Annotated in this window: 13 protein-coding genes, 1 tRNA gene, 1 pseudogene and 1 riboswitch; of the genes and pseudogenes, 5 read left to right on the forward strand and 10 right to left on the reverse strand. The window is 60.6% G+C overall.

The features are described from left to right. Window positions 1-15 precede the first annotated feature (15 nt). Window positions 16-1,041 (forward strand): LacI family DNA-binding transcriptional regulator, encoded by a 1,026-nt coding sequence (locus tag Uis1B_RS08055; RefSeq protein WP_165782804.1) that lies wholly within the window; start codon window positions 16-18, stop codon window positions 1,039-1,041. Between the two features lie 41 nt (window positions 1,042-1,082). On the opposite strand, the gene Uis1B_RS08060 is transcribed toward Uis1B_RS08055, so the two are convergent. The 3 genes from Uis1B_RS08060 to Uis1B_RS08070 all read right to left on the reverse strand — a co-directional run bounded on the left by Uis1B_RS08060 (window position 1,083) and on the right by Uis1B_RS08070 (window position 3,848). Continuing rightward, a complete protein-coding gene (locus tag Uis1B_RS08060) occupies window positions 1,083-1,472 on the reverse strand; it encodes a fluoride efflux transporter FluC (protein WP_243390318.1) in 390 nt (129 codons plus the stop codon). After that, window positions 1,469-2,017 (reverse strand): FluC/FEX family fluoride channel, encoded by a 549-nt coding sequence (locus tag Uis1B_RS08065; RefSeq protein ID WP_207763401.1) that lies wholly within the window; start codon window positions 2,015-2,017, stop codon window positions 1,469-1,471. The genes Uis1B_RS08060 and Uis1B_RS08065 overlap by 4 nt, the downstream gene beginning before the upstream one ends. 200 nt (window positions 2,018-2,217) lie before the next feature. Continuing rightward, window positions 2,218-2,342, reverse strand: a riboswitch (Fluoride riboswitch). 204 nt (window positions 2,343-2,546) lie between these two features. Further along, a complete protein-coding gene (locus Uis1B_RS08070) occupies window positions 2,547-3,848 on the reverse strand; it encodes an adenylosuccinate synthase (protein WP_101617247.1) in 1,302 nt (433 codons plus the stop codon). A gap of 601 nt (window positions 3,849-4,449) precedes the next feature. On the opposite strand from Uis1B_RS08070, the gene Uis1B_RS08075 reads away from it, so the two are divergent. Beyond that, entirely contained in the window at window positions 4,450-5,889 is a 1,440-nt protein-coding gene (locus Uis1B_RS08075; RefSeq protein ID WP_101617250.1) for an MFS transporter, read from the forward strand. Between the two features lie 174 nt (window positions 5,890-6,063). Here Uis1B_RS08075 and Uis1B_RS12465 read toward each other — a convergent pair whose 3' ends face one another. Next, window positions 6,064-6,186 carry a hypothetical protein gene (locus tag Uis1B_RS12465; RefSeq protein WP_279324941.1) on the reverse strand — a complete coding sequence of 41 codons (123 nt, stop codon included), beginning with the start codon at window positions 6,184-6,186 and terminating at the stop codon, window positions 6,064-6,066. Between the two features lie 321 nt (window positions 6,187-6,507). Here Uis1B_RS12465 and Uis1B_RS12240 point away from each other — a divergent pair, with 321 nt between their 5' ends. Together Uis1B_RS12240 and Uis1B_RS08080 are read left to right on the forward strand one after the other, a co-directional pair. Then, window positions 6,508-6,897 (forward strand): AlbA family DNA-binding domain-containing protein, encoded by a 390-nt coding sequence (locus Uis1B_RS12240; RefSeq protein WP_207763402.1) that lies wholly within the window; start codon window positions 6,508-6,510, stop codon window positions 6,895-6,897. A 39-nt stretch (window positions 6,898-6,936) separates the two neighbouring features. Further along, the gene (locus tag Uis1B_RS08080) at window positions 6,937-7,977 is read left to right on the forward strand and encodes an ATP-binding protein (RefSeq protein ID WP_207763403.1); all 1,041 of its coding nucleotides are present in this window, start codon (window positions 6,937-6,939) and stop codon (window positions 7,975-7,977) included. Between the two features lie 307 nt (window positions 7,978-8,284). On the opposite strand, the gene Uis1B_RS08085 is transcribed toward Uis1B_RS08080, so the two are convergent. The 6 genes and pseudogenes from Uis1B_RS08085 to Uis1B_RS08105 form a co-directional block, all read right to left on the reverse strand. Beyond that, window positions 8,285-10,666, reverse strand: a complete 2,382-nt coding sequence (locus Uis1B_RS08085; protein WP_165782803.1) for a PASTA domain-containing protein — start codon at window positions 10,664-10,666, stop codon at window positions 8,285-8,287. A 3-nt stretch (window positions 10,667-10,669) separates the two neighbouring features. After that, window positions 10,670-10,732 (reverse strand): annotated as a pseudogene (locus Uis1B_RS12560) (zinc-ribbon domain-containing protein); the annotation flags it as partial. Window positions 10,733-10,823: 91 nt separating this feature from the next. Beyond that, window positions 10,824-11,678, reverse strand: coding sequence for an inositol monophosphatase family protein (locus tag Uis1B_RS08090; protein ID WP_101617254.1), 855 nt, complete (start codon window positions 11,676-11,678; stop codon window positions 10,824-10,826). A gap of 738 nt (window positions 11,679-12,416) precedes the next feature. Then, window positions 12,417-12,487 (reverse strand) — tRNA-Gly (locus Uis1B_RS08095). A 103-nt stretch (window positions 12,488-12,590) separates the two neighbouring features. Beyond that, complete coding sequence (gene htpX, locus Uis1B_RS08100) at window positions 12,591-13,520, reverse strand: zinc metalloprotease HtpX (RefSeq protein WP_101617256.1); 930 nt, start codon at window positions 13,518-13,520, stop codon at window positions 12,591-12,593. 226 nt (window positions 13,521-13,746) lie between these two features. Beyond that, window positions 13,747-15,210 (reverse strand): FAD-dependent oxidoreductase, encoded by a 1,464-nt coding sequence (locus Uis1B_RS08105; protein ID WP_101617258.1) that lies wholly within the window; start codon window positions 15,208-15,210, stop codon window positions 13,747-13,749. Between the two features lie 309 nt (window positions 15,211-15,519). On the opposite strand from Uis1B_RS08105, the gene Uis1B_RS08110 reads away from it, so the two are divergent. Then, complete coding sequence (locus Uis1B_RS08110; RefSeq protein WP_101617260.1) at window positions 15,520-16,983, forward strand: amino acid permease; 1,464 nt, start codon at window positions 15,520-15,522, stop codon at window positions 16,981-16,983. Window positions 16,984-16,993 lie beyond the last annotated feature (10 nt).

Raw genomic sequence — 16,993 nt, forward strand, 5'->3', positions numbered from 1 at the left:
AGTGGGATGGAAACCGTGGTACAGGAACAGAACGCACCGAAAAGCAAAATGACCGTGGCCGACATCGCCGCAATCGCCCAGGTCTCCGCCCCCACCGTCTCCAAGGTGATCAACGGCCGGTCGGGCGTCTCCGACGCCACCCGCGAACGGATCCTGACGATTCTCAAGGAGCACAACTACGTCTCCCCCGTCTCCCCCAGTTCGCGCAAAACCGGCATCATCGAACTGCTGATCTCCCACCCGCACACCGCATGGGCCGACGAAATCCTCGTCGGCACGCTGGCGGGTCTCGAAGGATCGGGATACACCCCCGCCGTGTCCAGCTGCCCGCCGGTGGAATGGAGCTTCGACCCGTGGATCGACGCGGCCGTGCAGCACGGCGCTTCGGGCGCCATGATCTGCCTGGCAAACATTCCCCCGGCCAGCATCGAGCGCCTGCGCAAGGCGGGCATCAAGGTCATGCTTGTGGACCCGACCGGCGTGGTGCCGCAGGACGTGTCGATGATCGGATCGTCCGACTATCAAGGAGCAAACGACGCCACCCGGCATCTGGTGCAGCTCGGACACAAGCGCATCGCATTTCTCAAGGGTCCGGACGACTGGCGCACCTGCCGCGCCCGATTCAACGGCTACCGGTCGATGATGGAGGAGGCCGGTCTGCCGATCGACCCGGATCTGGTGACCGGCAGCGTGTACTACTACGAGGACGGATACGAATGCGGGCAGAGGCTGTTCGCCATGCCCGATCCGCCCACCGCCGTGTTCGCGTCCAGCGACATGCAGGCGGCCGGACTGTATCAGGCGGCGCAGGAGGCCGGACTGACCATCCCGGACGACGTGTCGATCATCGGATTCGACGACCTGCCGTATGTGCAGTTCCTCAGCCCGCGGCTGACCACCGTGCACCATGCGATTCAGGACATGGCTCGGCTGGGCGCACGGTCATTGGTGAAGATGATCAACGGCAACGAATCGCTGACCCGGATCGATCTGCTCACGCATCTGGAGGTTCGCGGCAGCACGGCCCCGCCGAAGCGGTAGGAAACCGGCCGGCGTCCGGCCTCCGGGCTACGGTCTCCGTGCTACAGCACGCTCATCAGCTGCCAGCCGAGGGCCGCGCAGACCAGCGGCACCACCATGCAGGCGATCAGATAGTAGCCCGACATCGAAAGCCGGTGATTCCGTCCCAGCGACACCACTTCATTGATCGCGGTGGAGAACGTGGAGAGTCCTCCGAGGAATCCGGTCGCCGCCATCAGATGCCACGGTTCGGGGAACGCGGCGGATGCTGCGGCGAAGCCCGCCATGCCGGCAAGCAGCGACGCGATGATGTTGATCACCAGCGTGGACAGCGGAAACGCGCTCTTCCACGACAGCTTGATGGCGGTATCGAGCACGAAGCGCAGCGTGGCACCGAACCCGCCGCACACGCAGACGGCCAGAAACGTCAGCACTGAAACCATGAAACTCATCGTCCGGCCTCCTCGTCGCCAAGCTCTGCGCTCACCTCGGCGTCCACCACGGCATCCTCACGGCGCCTCGCCAATGCCAACGCCAGTCGCACGCCGAAATACGCGAACAGCACACCGAAGCCGAAGCTGAGCAGCACATACACCAGCACGCCGAAGATATTGCCGCGAGCCAGATCGCCGAACTGTTCGAACGCCAGCGTGCTCATGGTAGAAAGCCCGCCGCACATGCCCATGCCGAATCCGCGGGACACCAGCTCGCGGCTGCGCTTGCGAATCCAGAGGGCCTGCGACATGTAGGCGGCGAGGGCCGCGTAGATGAAGCATGCCACGATGTTGGCCGTGAACGTGCCGAGATGGATGGCCGACCAGACGCCGCCATCGCTCGCTCCGGCTGCCGAACCGCCAGACGCCGTGGCCGCATTGGCCAGCGAAAGCCCGTATCTCATGCCCGTGCCCAGGCATCCTCCGAGAAACACCACAAGATAGATCATCGGATCGGCGAGCGGAGGCCGTTGCTCCGCAGAGCCGACGGGGATTCCTGCCATGTCTTTTCCTTCCTCTCCATCGTGGAAGGCGACAAGCAGAACAACGAGAATGCGCATCCGCTGAATTCGACCATCCACGATGCCTGCCATGCATGTTCCACACATGCCACACACATCATCAACCCGCGCGACTGCACACGAATGCGCCCCTCGCACAGGCGTTCTGCATACGATCTTCGGCGGAACCGAGCATCGTCTGTCGAATTGTAGGAACCATCAGCGGAAATGCGGTTCAGACATTCGGCGTCATGCCTCACGATCGCCACGCATTCAGCGCGTCGAATCGATGCCGAACATCTCGGTGAGTTCCATCACCGGGCAACAATATACGCCGATCGCCCCCACAAGGCAATCGGCGTTTCCACGAGACAGAAAAACCCGAGTTGTGAGGCTTCATTCTTCAGACACCGCATAAATCGCTTCGAAGGCACGCTGAAAACCTTGCAATTTCAACGGCGCTTTGCTGCAGAGCGATCACTTTCGCGGAACAAAGCCTCACAACTCGGGGTTTTGAGGGTTTTTGAATGCGTCAGTCGATCAGCGAGTGGATCGAGATGATGTGATCGCGCTGCGGGCCGGTGCCGATCGCGGAGATGCGGCAGTTGGAGATCTCCTCCAGCCGCTTCACGTATGCCTGACAGGTGGACGGCAGATCGTTGAAGTCATGCACCTGTGAGATGTCCTCGGTCCAGCCGGGCAGCTCCTCGTAGATCGGCTTGGCCTTGGCGAACGCGGACTGATCGACCGGCATCTCGTCGTAGCGGGTATGCGTACCGTCGGCGTTCTCCACATCGTAGGCCACGCAGACCGGAATCCTCTCCAGGCCGGTAAGCACGTCGAGCTTGGTGAGCACGAGATCGGTCAGGCCATTGACCTGAGAAGCGTAACGGGTCACCACGGCGTCGAACCAGCCGCAGCGACGCGGTCGACCGGTGGTCACACCGTATTCGTGACCCTGCGCACGCAGCCAGTCTCCCTGCTCGTCGAACAGCTCGGTGGGGAACGGGCCTTCGCCCACGCGGGTGGTGTAGGCCTTGGCCACGGCGATCACACGGTCGATCTTGGTGGGGCCGACGCCCGTGCCGGTGCACGCGCCGCCGGCGGTCGGGTTGGAGGATGTGACGAACGGATAGGTGCCGTGGTCCACGTCGAGCATGGTGGCCTGACCGCCTTCGAACAGCACGGTCTTGCCTTCATCAAGCGCCTTGTTGAGCACCAGCGACGTGTTGGCCACGAACGGCTTGAGCTTTTCGCCCAGCGCCAGCAGCTCGTCGGTGGTCTGATCGACGTCGATCGGACGGCGGTTGTACAGCTTCACCAGCATCTGGTTCTTCTGGTGCAGGCTGGCCTCCACCTTGTCGTGCAGATGCTCGGCGTTGAACAGATCGTGGACTCGAATGCCCACGCGGTTGATCTTGTCGGCGTAGGCCGGGCCGATGCCGCGGCCGGTGGTGCCGATCTTGTGCTTGCCGAGGAACCGCTCGGTCACCTTGTCGATCGTGCGGTGGTAGGGCGCGATGATGTGCGCGGATTCGCTTACCAGCAGACGGGAGCAGTCGACGCCACGGGATTCAAGGCCTTCGATCTCCTCGAACAGCACTTCGGGATCGACCACCACGCCGTTGCCGATCACCGGCGTCACGTTCGGGCTGATGATGCCGGAGGGCAGCAGGTGCAGCGCGTACGATTCGTTGCCCACGACCACGGTGTGGCCGGCGTTGTTGCCGCCGTTGAAGCGGGCGACGTAGTCCACCTTGGTACCGATGAGGTCGGTGGCCTTGCCTTTGCCTTCGTCGCCCCACTGGGCGCCGATGAGAATGATTCCGGGCATGATGCACCTCCGCATGCGCGATTTTCCCGATTTTCCGCCGCAAACAGCGTACCCCAGCCCCTAAACCGCGCCGAACACCCGACCATTTGCCGAACATCGTCCGCCATTATCAACCGGCCGTGAAACCGATACAGCCCCATACGTCATCCATACGACCGCCACCGGAGGCACCGAAGCAGATTCCTCAACAACCGATGATTACGGGTGATTACGACACGATAACAACGATCACAGGACCATAACAATGATTACAAGGCCATAAAAATTCCATATATTTCCCCGATCAAGGAAATACGCGACCACTCACGACGAAACGGTTTCACAAAAAACGTTACACCCATTGAAATACCGGGAAAACCATGGCAACCGAACATCGGCAATCTCTCCTCGCAAGCACGCCAAATCGAACTCCGTCATCGCCCGAATTGTTATTTTTCGATGTTGACTTTGCATCGAACCTTCCTATTATTCGAACTGCGTTAGCGCTAACAAGGGCGTTACACCGGACGTCGCGGTACGGTCAGCAACGACATCGCACCCTGTGGCCCCGGCCCGTCGCACCCCGAAGAGCGCAATGTGGTGATCGATTTTAGGGAGAACAATGAGTAGCTCGATAACATCAAGCTTCAAGGAGAAGCTGGGCTTCAAGGACTATGTGTTCTACGGCTTCGGCGATATGGCCATCAACTTCACGTTCGGCTCTTTGGGCATGTTCGTGGTGTACTTCTACACGGATGTCGTCGGCATTTCCGCCGCCGCGGTCGGCACGCTGATGCTGATCTCGCGTTCCTTCGACGGCATCATCGACGTGTGCGTCGGAACGCTGGTCGACAAGACCCATTCCAAGTGGGGCAAGGCCCGTCCGTGGCTGCTGTTCGGCGCCATTCCGTTCGGCATCCTGACCGTCACGCTGTTCGCCGTGCCGCAGAACGCCTCCGATACCACGAAGATCATCTACATCTTCATTTCCTACAACCTCCTGATGGTCGCGTTCTCGTCGATGGCCATCCCGTACGGCACCCTGAACTCGCTGGTCACTCAGGATCAGGAGCAGCGTGAGAAGCTCAACCTCTCCCGTATGTTCCTCGCCCAGATCGGTATTCTGATCATCACCAACGCCACCATGCCGCTGGTCAACGCCTTCGGCGGCGGCCAGATGGGCTGGGTGCTCGCCTACACCGTGCTGTCGATCGTCGCCTGCGCCCTGTTCTGGACCGTGTTCGGCACCCAGAAGGAGCGCGTGAAGGTCGCCAAGGGCACCAAGAAGAACAGCCGCTACCCGTTCAAGGTGGAGGTCAAGGCCTGGCTGAAGAACAAGTACTGGTTCATGGCCTTCGGTTTCCTGGCGTTCTTCCACGTCGCCTACTCGCTGACCCAGGGCTCGCTGGTCTACTACGCCAAGTACTACCTGCACCAGCCCGACGCCGTCGGCGTGCTCACCCTCGCCTACCTGCTGCCCGCCATGGTCGGCATCCTCGCCTGCACCAAGCTGTTCCCGAAGTTCGGCAAGACCAAGGTCGTCATCGTCTGCCTGGTCGTGTCGATCATCGCCTACGTGCTGCCGCTGTTCGGCAAGGAAAGCTACAGCTTCATCGTGTTCACCCAGATCGTGAAGGGCATCGTCTACGGCCCGATCCTGGGCTCCATCTGGGCCTTCTTCCCCGACACCATCGAGTACGGCTACTGGAAGACCAAGATCCGTGTTGAGGGTCTGCTCTACTCCGGTGGTTCGCTCGGCCAGAAGATCGGTCTGGGCATCGGAACCGCCATGGTCGGCTGGGTGCTGGCCGCCGGCGGCTACGACGGTGAAAAGGCCGTGCAGACCGCTTCCGCCATGAACGCCATCGACATGATCTATGTGTGGCTGCCGATCATCTTCTTCGCCGTCTGCATCGTGCTGATGGCCATGTACCGCATCGACAAGATCTTCCCGCAGGTCATGTCCGATCTGGCCGAGTGGAAGACCAACGGCGCCCCGAAGCCGGATCCGGAATTCCAGAAGCTGCTGGATGAGGCCGACGCCAAGGTTTCCGATAAGTAGTGATTTGCTGATCGATCGGCCGGGTCGACGATAACCGCCGGCCGGTTCGATCGCATCTACCGACTGATTTCACGAAAAAGGCCGGACCGCTTTCGAGTGGTCCGGCCTTTTGCTATCCTGCGCTATCCTGCGCCACGCACGCAGGTCCGAGCGACCCGGTTGACGGCACCCGGCTCAGCTGTTCAGGTACCGGGTTCGCAGCAGATCGTAGATCGCGGGGGTGCCGGCGAGCACGGCGGTTTCCATCGCATGGCCCAGACCGCCGCCGTTCCAATCGCCGACCTTGCCGCCCTCCACACATACCGTTCCGCGGCCTCCCGAACGATCGACTCCACGTCCGCGATCTTCACCGGGGTCACCAATCCCATAACACGTCTCAGGATATGAGTTGCGTTACAAGGCGTGGCCGAAGGCACCCGTCTGTACACGTCGCTTTCGGAGATGTGCAGTATCAGTCTGAATTCAGAGATCGATTTAACTTTCTTTAACTTTCCATAGCGCCAGACTCCGAGATCACCAGCCACTTCGCGCAAATTGAAGAACCTTGTATTATCGGCATTTCTGACACCCCGCAAGCATATGATTTAACTTTCCTCATTAATAGCGAAGTTGCATAATATGTTCATGGAAAACCTAACGTTACTGGTTAACGAGTTGTGCAAGTTGCCCGCGGAAACCGAATGGCTTGAATTCAAACACAACAAGTACACTCCCACAATGATCGGAGAAGACATTAGCGCACTGGCCAACAGCGCCACCATCGCAGGGCACCCTTTTGCCTATCTCATATGGGGAGTGGATGATACCACCCATGACATTCTGGGCACCGATAACGAATGGTACGCCATGCGCAGTAAGCAGCAGGAAATCGAAAGCTGGATACGGATGCAACTGTCAGGCAACACCGAACTCGATTTTCAGAGGGCTCAAATCGATGAGCAACGCCATGTTCTTATCCTCAAGATAGGCAGCGCCGTAAATCGTCCCATATCCTTTGCCAAGGTGTAGTACATCCGAGTTGGCAGCTATACGAAGAAGCTTCGAGACGTGCCGTCCAAGCAAACGGCACTGTGGGATCGACTGCGCGCCAGTCGGTTCGAAAACGGCATCGCCAAGAATAATCTGACTCCGGAGGAAGTTCTATCGTTACTTGATGCGCAAGCATGTTTTGATCACCTGCACAGACCATATCCGTCAACGTCTCGTTCAATCATCGAATACTTTCGTGAGGAAGGAATCGTCATCCAACAAGACGATGGCAGGCTGTCCATTTCCAATATGGGGGCTTTGCTTTTCGCCAAGCACCTTGATGCGTTCCCTCGCTTGAAGCGTAAAACCGTAAGGATCATTCGATACGAAGGTGACGACAGAATAGGAGCCAGCAAGGAAGAGGAATATGATTCCGGCTATGCCGTCGATTTTGATGGACTGATCAGACTGGTTAATGCTATGACCCCGTCTCGAGAAACCATCGGCAAAGCTTTGCGCGAAGAGCATGGCAATTATCCGGAACGAGCAATTCGCGAGACCATAGCCAATGCTCTCATTCATCAGGATTTCACTATCACTGGAGCAGGTCCGATGATCGAAATTTTCAATCATCGCATGGAAATAACCAATCCCGGAACGCTCATGGTCGATCGCATGCGTATCATTGACGCTCCACCCCGGTCTCGCAATGAGGATACCGCAGCACTCATGCGACGGATGAAGATTTGCGAGGAACGAGGCACTGGTTGGGACAAAATCGCCATGTCATGCGAACTCATGGAACTCCCTGCACCCCGAATCCGTGGATATGATGCCGGAACCCGAGTCACGCTCTATTCAGAACGTCCATTTGCGCGAATTTCCATGGACGATCGGGAATGGGCATGTTATATGCATGCGTGTCTGCGATACATAAACGAAGACGAGGAATCAACGTACATGACCAACAGCAGTCTTCGTCGGCGTTTCGGGCTGGGCCAGCAGTCCCAGCCAGTGATTTCCAAACTCATCAAACGGACCATGGAGAGCGGGTTGATCAAGCCTCTCGATCCAAACACAGCACCTCGTTACATGAAATACATCCCGGGCTGGGCATAACGACCGTAATGAGAATGATATCAGCATAGGCGCATCGACATCACTGACCGTCGTGGCGGGCGGCGAGTTGAGGTAGTCGATCTCCTCGTCGAGAAAGAACCTTTTTCTATAACTCATGATCGTACGGTCCCCTGCACACGCGTCACATGGGCCGGGCGGGCCCATGTGACGGTACCCGGCCCACGTGACAGCGTATCCGACCAAACGACCGGACCATCAGACACACAATTTGGCCTATAACCGGCCTTTTTCGGTATTCGCTACTGTCTCTCCTCATTCGCCTGCGGCTCACCCGCGGCTCATCATCTCACCGCTGAGTGCGTTCATATATGCCGGCGGCATCCTCATTCACCAACAGCCAATCCTTCGGCCCATCCGCCTCACCGCGGGTCTGCAACGTCAATCGCACAGCCGTATCCAACGTACTGATTGAGGTACCGGACGGATAGGCGGTGAATTTCCCGCACGGTTTGAGTCCGGATTCGCCGGAATCCTCGGTTTTCAGCGAAGAGGTGTCGCACTGCAGCACGTAGGTGCCGTTCTTGCCCGCGGTCGCCGACGCGAACCGGCCACTGAACGGGTACTCCTTGCGTGGCGCGGAGGCCACGGAGTCACCGCCGCTGAGATCGGCCACATACGTTGTGCCGCTGAACGAACCGTCTGATTTCAACGTCATCAGAGAATACATGCTGCCATCGGCCGACGGGGAAAACGCATATTGCGCTCCGGCCAGTTCCGCGAAGATCTTCGCAGATGCGGCATCGGCGCCGCTGGATGGCGATCCACCGCCGGATTGCGAATCCGAAGGTGCCGACGTCTTCGCCGATGAATCGGCCCCGGCCACATTCGCATCCGCCAGCGAACTCCAATCAAGCCGATAGTAGTCCTCATCGAGGTAATACACCGTCTCGTTCGAAGGAGCGGGCTTCATCTTCAGGCTCGTATCGGTCCCCGGAACCCGCGGATCGGCCGGCAGGAACGGGTTGGGCGCGGCGTTGCTCGCATATGCGGTTTCGGTCTGCGACTTGTCGTACAGCGACTTGTCGCGCATCACGATGAACGGCCGGTCGGAGTCCACGGCCTGCTGCTTCCTAGCCTTGGCGAGCGCGGAAGCGTCGAAGTAGCCGGAATCTTCCACTGCCTTGAGATCCGCACCGACCGGCACGTAGAGGAAGAAGTCATTCATCTTGCGGACCAGACCGGTGGGCGCGGACAGCATCGTCGGGTCGAAAACCCGTTTCCCGTTAACGCAGGAGACTCCGCCGCTGTCGCCGACGGCCTCATCACCGCAATAGACATCACCTTCGGCGGAAGCGATCGGGAACAGCTCGAACGCACCGGTCTTGCCGTTGATCAGCAGGCCGTCGTCGACCGCGCCGGGGGCTTTGCCGAGTGCCTGGAAATCGCGGGAGACAGTGAGCCAGTCGGAACGGACGCTGTAGTCGAAACCGATATCGTTGTTGTATTCACCGCTATCGGCGGGACCGCCGAGAGTCTTGTGACCGCTCGATTCGGGGAACACGCCGTACAGGTACCCGTCCTCCTGCGAGGTGGCGAGCACGAAACAGTCGTTGGACAGGCCGGAACCGGTGGAGTCGGCCTTGCAGAACCGACCGTCCAGGAACGACGGCTTGTTGATGATGAGTTTATGCCCCTCCAGGGTCTGAGTGAACATGGTCTTCACCTGGCTGGCATCGACGCCGTAATACAGGGTGATCTCGCCGCCGGACGGCACCGATGAGCCGAGCATGGGGTTCGAAGCCATGATCTTGCCGAGATGAGCTTTGGACGAGAACTTCGGCTTCAGTGTGACGACGTATCCCTTGGATTCCAGTTCGGCCTTGGCTCTGTCTTTGTCCATGCCGAAGAGGTCATAGCCCACGCCGTTGCCCTCGACGGCCACACCCACGTCGATGGTGTTGTCATAATCGTCGGTCAGCGCACTGCCGTCGGCGGGGGAGGTGGCAATGACCGTCCCCGGTTTGTGCGCCGAAGTATCACTGACCACGACCTGCTTGTACCGCACCTTGGCACCCATGGATTTGAGCGTACCGGTCACTTTGTCTGCCGACTGGCCGACCGTCCCCTTGGGAACGCCCGGCCCCATGGATTCGTTGACTGTCACCGTCTGGGACGGTTTGACGCTTTCGCCGTACTGCACACCGTCAAAGCCAATGAACGTTCCGGAATCCTTGCCGGAATACACCCTGTTGATCGTGGTTTTGATTCCTCGATCATTGAGCTGCTTGGCCACTTCGTCCGCGGTGATCCGTTTCCCGGTTTGCGGTTGGATCTCCTCCGCTGTCGGTATGGTTTTCCGCCCCCATATGCCCGCGCGGTATGTGGCGAACAGTCCGCCGCAAACCACCAGTGCCACAGCTACGATCGTCGCGATAATAAGCGTCAGCCTGTTTCCGGGACGGTTGGGTTCGGTGTCAGGCTGCTTGGAGTCTCCGGCTTGGCCCGTGTCCGCCGAATCATTGCCTTCCCGATCGTCGGGATCGGAGACGGCAGCGAGCGTGTCGGATAATTCGGATAATGCTTCGTCGGAAACCTCGTCCGCCGATTCGGCCGCGTCTTCCGATTCAGTCTCACTTTCCGACGTCGAGGCACTCTCCGGATCGGCAGACTCGGCCGAATCATCGATGACCGAACTCCTGTCGTCCGCCTCACCGTCGGCATGCAACAATTGACCACATTGATTGCAGAATCTGTCCGTCTCGGCATTCTCCGCACCGCATCGTCTGCAGAACATAGACCATACCCCTTTCCTCAACCGTCCACTATGCCCTTCAGTGTATCGAGACCGTCACACGGCCCGAGCGACCCGGTTGACGGCACCCGGCTCAGCTGTTCAGGTACCGGGTTCGCAGCAGATCGTAGATCGCGGGGGTGCCGGCGAGCACGGCGGTTTCCATCGCATGGCCCAGACCGCCGCCGTTCCAATCGCCGACCTTGCCTCCGGCTTCGGTGACGATCAGCCGGCCTGCCGCGTAATCCCAGAGTTTGATGCTGCCTTCGAAGTAGGCGTCGGCCCGGCCGCAGGCCACGTATGCCAGGTCGAGTGCCGCGGAACCGGTACGGCGAATGTCCGCGGAGTCCACGAACACCCGTCGCATCAGCTCGAAGTTCCGGTCGGCCTGCTCGTGGTGATACGGCGACGTGCCCACGTTCACCAGCGCACGGCTCATATCGGATTCGCCGGTTACGTGGATCGGCTCGCCGTTGAGGAACGCGCCCCGTCCGGCTTCGGCGGTGAACATCTCGTCGCTCCACGGCTGGTAGATCAGCGCCTTCACGGTATTGTCGCCGCTGAGCAGTCCCAGTGATATCGCACTGTGATGGAAGTCGTGGATCAGGTTCGTGGTCCCGTCGATCGGGTCAAGCACCCAGTAGAGGCCATTGAAATCAACGTGCTGCTCGCCGTTCTCCTCGCCGAGGAACTGGATGCGCGGGTAGCGCATGGCCAAGCGCGCCTTGACGAACTTCTGTACGCTGGTATCCACGTCGGTGACGAAATCCGCCACACCTTTCACGGTAATGTGCGAGCGGGCCTCACTGGCCTTATCGCCCACCACGTACCGTTCCGCGGCCTCCCGAACGATCGACTCCACGTCGGTCATGGTCACCGATGCGATCAGCTCGTCGATGATTGCGGACGTTTTCCCGGGCTGCGCATCAGCCCCATTCAGATCACCCATGCCCCCAATTCTTCCACCACCGCTGCACAGGACGATCGAATGAGCCCCAATGCCGGTATCACGCTGGATCAGTGCGCCGCCAGGCCATCCGCCACGTCAAACCGACGTGCCATGCCGGTGCGCCGCCAGGCCGGATCGGCACGCCGCCACGTCAGACCGTTGCGCCGCCACGCCAGGCGTTCCTGTGATCAAACTTCACCGCACGACCTCACCAAAAGCGTCACCCGGTATACCCACACCCGGTGACGCATACCCGAAACCCTTGTAATCTCAACGTTTTATTCACCCCATCACCCGGCATACCTATACCCGGTGACGCTACCCATACCCGGTCACGCTACCCATACCCGGTCACGTCGTCTATACCCAGTTCCCCAGCCGACTCGCCGCCGAGTTACCCGGTTATGCAGTTACCCGGTTGTATCCGGTCGCACCTCTGACGCGAGTTCCCGCATGCCGAAGGCCCAGTTACCCAGTTAGTCAGTTACCCAGTTAGTCAGTCGCGCCATACGAATCGTCACGCAGATTTCAGACGATGATCCGCACGCACGGCCGCAATGCGGTTTGATCAGATGAGGAAAAAGGGAAAAGATGAACAAGCGCATAGGCGGCTCTCCGAGGAAAACGTCAAGTCCAGCGTCAAGTCAAGACGCCTAGCACGTTGCCGAATAGTCCAAGAATGTGGGGATATCTCCGAGAATGTGGGGATATCGCCGAAACGACGATGCGGGGGATCGGAGCGGATGACGGGAGTCGAACCCGCCTCTACAGCTTGGGAAGCTGTCGTTCTACCGATGAACTACATCCGCATGTGCGTAATGCACAAATCACTACTGTAGCACGACGGCGACCATAATCGAAAGCGCGTCCGTCGACGCTGAGACCATCGGCTCAGGAAATCGCCGGCAATCGCTAGTTGAGGGCGACGCGACCGCCGGGGGCGACACCGGCCTCCTGAAGCTCGCGGCTCATCTGCATCAGACGTTCGATGCGCTCGGAAGTCGGCGGGTGCGTGGAGAACAGGCGGGTCACGCCTTCGGCGCTGAACGGGTTCGCGATCATCAGCGCGGAGACGTTCTGCGTGCCGGGCGTCTGCTGCATCGGAGCCATCTGCACGCCGGTCTCGATTTTGTTCAGCGCGGAGGCGAGCGCCAGCGGATCCCCGGTGAGGCGGCTGCCGTCCTCGTCCGCGTCGAATTCGCGGGTGCGCGAGATGGCCATCTGAATCAGCGATGCGCCGATCGGCGCGAGGATCATGCTGAGCAGCATGCCGATCGCGCCCAGCGCGCCACGGTTGTCCTCATCGTCGCGGCCGCCGCCGAACCACATCAGCGAGTAGCCGAGATACGTGATGACCGTGCTCATGGCCGAGGCGATCGCGCCGGTGAGAATATCGCGATTGTAGACGTGCATGAGCTCGTGGCCGAGCACCCCGCGGATCTCGCGTTCGTTGAGCAGCTGCAGAATGCCTTCGGTGCAGCACACGGCGGCGTGACGCTCGTTGCGGCCGGTGGCGAAGGCATTGGGGCTCATGGTGGGAGCGATGTAGATGCGCGGCATGGGCTTGCCGGCGCGGGCGGAAAGTTCACGGACGATGCGATACAGCGCGGGCGCCTGCTGCTCGGTCACATGCTGGGCCTGCATGGATGCGATGGCGAGTTTGTCGGAGAACCAGTATGAGACGAACGTGGTGCCCAACCCGATGAGAATATAGATGCCCAGCGTGTGGCTGCTACCCCCGGTGAGCCACCAGATCAGCATGATGATGGCCCACATCAACGCGAACAGCAGCGTGGTCTTCAGCCCATTGAAGTGGCCGCGCACATGAATTTCCCGTTCCATAAGGTTCAACGTATCCGCCGTATCTGGAGATTTGCTGGATATTCCCGGAAACACGCCGAAGGCAACAATCGGCACGCAACAGGAAGGGCCCGTACGGGAGCAATCACCCCCGCACGGGCCCATAAGCCCATCCCGCCGATCAACACCGCCGATCAACACCGCCGATCAGCAATACCGATCAGCACGATCAGCGATCAGCACGATCAGCGCCGCCGATCAGCGCAACTCACTCGCCGTGGGCGAGCGCACGCATCTGCTCCGGCTCGACCACCTTCACATGCTCACGGCCACGCTTGGCACCCTCGGCACGCTCGTAGGCGTCGATCCGCTTCCATCCGGCGAAGTCGATCGGCCTGATGCCCTTCTCGGCCAGCAGCCGGTCGATCGATTCGGGATCGGCGTCGGGGGCGAGCAGACCGTGCTCCGGGGTGGCGGCGAAGTCCTCAAGCATGTTGTTCACGATGAACAGCGCGTCGGACTTGGTCGATCCGATCAGACCGACCGGACCGCGCTTGGCCCAACCGGTGGAGTACAGACGCGGCCGAACCTCGCCGCCCTCCACGGCGGTGAGGATGCGGCCCTCCTCATTGGCGAGCGTGGTGCGCTTCTCGTCGTAGGCGATGCCGGGCGCGGATGCCGGCTTGTATCCGATCGCGTGGTACACGGCTTCGACCGGATAGTCCTCGAACTCGCCGGTGCGGTGCATCCTGCCGTCCGCACCGGTTTCGGTGCGCTCCACGCGGATCGCGGTCACCTTGCCGTCCTCGCCGAGGATCTCGGTGGGCGCGGCGTTGAAGTGCACGTAGTATTTGCGGTCGGCGGGGTTGCCTTCGAAGTCGACGTCGCCGTCGTCCTCCATGTCCTCGGCCATCTCGCGGATCGCGAACAGCTCCTCCACCATCTGACGGGTGAGCTTGTCCTTGCCGGCCACCTCGATGGTCTCGTCGTCGAGGTCGAAATCGTCCTCGTTGATGATCAGCTGCACGCCGGGCAGCTTCTCCATCTCGCGCAGCTCCTGCACCGAGAACTTGGCCTGGGCCACGCCGCGGCGGATGAACAGGTGCAGCACCTTGGCCTTGTTGGCCTTGATGCCCTCGTACACGTTGTCGGGGATGTCGGTTTTCGCGGCGAGGTCGTCGGCGTTGCGCATCAGTTCGCGGGCCACGTCCATGGCCACGTTGCCGCCGCCGATCACGGCCACGTTCTCGGCCGTCAGCGGCCAGGTGCGGGCGCCGGTGGGGTATCCGTCGTACCATTCCACGAACTTCGCGGCACCGTACACGCCGTCGAGGTCCGCGCCGGGCAGGTTCAGCGGCTTGTCCTTCACGGCGCCGGTGGCGAACAGTACGGCATCGTAGCGTTCCAGCAGTTCGTCGAGGGTGACGTCCTTGCCGAATTCCACATCGCAGTACAGGTGGATGTTCGGATTGTCGAGCGTCTTCTCCAGAGCGCCGGCGATGAACTTGATCGACGGGTGGTCGGGGGCCACGCCGTAGCGCACCAGGCCGAACGGCACGGGCAGCTTTTCGAACAGATCGATGCGGGCCTCGGCGGGCAGACCGAGCTCACCGGCACGCTTGGCAAGCTGCTTGAGCAGGATGTCGGAGGAGTACACGCCTGCGGGGCCGGAGCCGATGACGGCGATGCGCAGCGGGCGCAGGGATTCATTGGAAGTATTCGTTTCAGTCACGCCTTACAGGGTAACGCATTTGACGTCTACGGAACAGGGCAAAAATCGACGGATTTGCACGGAACGTCGGCAGCGTTCCGCACCACCGTCCGGACAGCCCCGACAGAACACCCCTGCCGTGGAGGTGCGGAATTGGAGACACCGGACCGGCAGCACCAGACTGACAGCGGCCGGTAAAGCAACCGTAACAACGACGACCATCGCCCGTCCTATGATTATGCACCGTTTGCCGGCACGACGGTTTCCATTTACCATACATCCACCGGCAGGCGATACGGACACCGATATCACCCGATATAAGGACATGTCATGACAGAGAAGAACGAAGAGGGGACTGCGGCCGCCGGCCACGGTCATGTCACACATGATAAAAGCGACGCCGGTTATGCGAAGGATCTCAAGCCCCGGCACATTCAGATGATCGCCATCGGCGGTTCGATCGGCACCGGACTGTTCCTTGGCGCCGGCGGCCGTCTTTCGCAGGGCGGCGCGGGCCTGACGATCGCCTACGCGGTCTGCGGCATCTTCGCGTTCCTGATGGTGCGCGCGCTCGGCGAGCTGGCGATCCGCCGCCCGTCATCCGGCGCATTCGTCTCCTACGCCCGCGAGTTCCTCGGCGAGAAGGGCGCCTACATCACAGGCTGGCTGTTCTTCCTCGACTGGTCCACCACCGTAATGGCCGACATCACCGCCGTGGCCGTGTACTTCCACTACTGGCAGGCGTTCACCGTGATCCCGCAGTGGGTGCTGGCACTTGCCGCGCTGGCCTTGGTGTTCGTACTCAACATGCTGAGCGTGAAGATGTTCGGCGAGGCCGAATTCTGGTTCGCCGCGATCAAGGTGTTCACCATCATCGCGTTCATGGTCATCGCCATCTGGGCCATCGTCACGGGTGCGCCGGTGGGCGAGGCTCACGCCGGTCTGGCCAACATCACCGAGCATGGCGGCTTCTTCCCGATGGGCATCGCTCCGGTGTTCGCTCTTACGCTGGGCGTGGTGTTCGCGTTCGGCGGCACCGAGATGGTCGGCGTCGCGGCCGGCGAGGCCAAGGAGGCCAAACAGGTGCTGCCGAAGGCCATCAATTCGATGATCATCCGCATCTTCGTGTTCTACGTCGGTTCGGTGATTCTGATGTCGCTGGTCCTGCCATACACCGCGTACTCCTCGAACGAATCCCCGTTCGTCACGTTCTTCTCCGGCATCGGCATTCCGCACGCCGGCGACGTGATCCAGGTGGTCGTGCTCACCGCGGCCCTGTCGTCGCTGAACGCCGGCCTGTATGCCACCGGCCGTACGCTGCGGTCCATGGCTGTGGCCGGTTCCGGCCCGAAGTTCGCCGCCCGTATGAACAAGCATCACATTCCGTACGGCGGCATCATCATCACCTCCGCCCTTGGCCTGATCGGCGTGGTGCTCAACGCCGTACTGCCCGCCGACGCCTTCGAGATCATCATGAATCTGGCCGGCATCGGCATCGCCGGTACGTGGGCCGCGATCCTGGTCACGCATCTGGCGTTCCTGAAGAAGGTCAAGGCCGGCGAGGAGACCCGTCCGGAATACCGGATGCCGGGCGCCCCGTACACCAACTACGTGTCGCTGCTTTTCTTCGCCATCGTGGTGATTTCGAATCTCACGAGCGCTTCCGGTCGTTGGACGCTCGCCCTGTTCGTGGTGGTCGTCATCGCCATGATCATCGGATGGTATTACGTGCGCGGACGCATCGACGGTAATCTGATGGACGACATGCTCGACGCGGACGCCGACGCGGCATAGCGGAACGGAG

It is taken from the genome of Bifidobacterium margollesii (assembly GCF_002860355.1).
Classification (GTDB): Bacteria; Actinomycetota; Actinomycetes; order Actinomycetales; family Bifidobacteriaceae; genus Galliscardovia; species Galliscardovia margollesii.

Coding starts and splice junctions, on each gene's coding strand:
- Uis1B_RS08060 (WP_243390318.1), bottom strand. CDS start 1,472: ATGAGTTTCATGGTTTCAGTGCTGACGTTTCTGGCCGTCTGCGTGTGC.
- Uis1B_RS08065 (WP_207763401.1), bottom strand. CDS start 2,017: ATGGCAGGAATCCCCGTCGGCTCTGCGGAGCAACGGCCTCCGCTCGCC.
- Uis1B_RS08070 (WP_101617247.1), bottom strand. CDS start 3,848: ATGCCCGGAATCATTCTCATCGGCGCCCAGTGGGGCGACGAAGGCAAA.
- Uis1B_RS08075 (WP_101617250.1), top strand. CDS start 4,450: ATGAGTAGCTCGATAACATCAAGCTTCAAGGAGAAGCTGGGCTTCAAG.
- Uis1B_RS12240 (WP_207763402.1), top strand. CDS start 6,508: ATGTTCATGGAAAACCTAACGTTACTGGTTAACGAGTTGTGCAAGTTG.
- Uis1B_RS08090 (WP_101617254.1), bottom strand. CDS start 11,678: ATGGGTGATCTGAATGGGGCTGATGCGCAGCCCGGGAAAACGTCCGCA.
- htpX (WP_101617256.1), bottom strand. CDS start 13,520: ATGGAACGGGAAATTCATGTGCGCGGCCACTTCAATGGGCTGAAGACC.
- Uis1B_RS08110 (WP_101617260.1), top strand. CDS start 15,520: ATGACAGAGAAGAACGAAGAGGGGACTGCGGCCGCCGGCCACGGTCAT.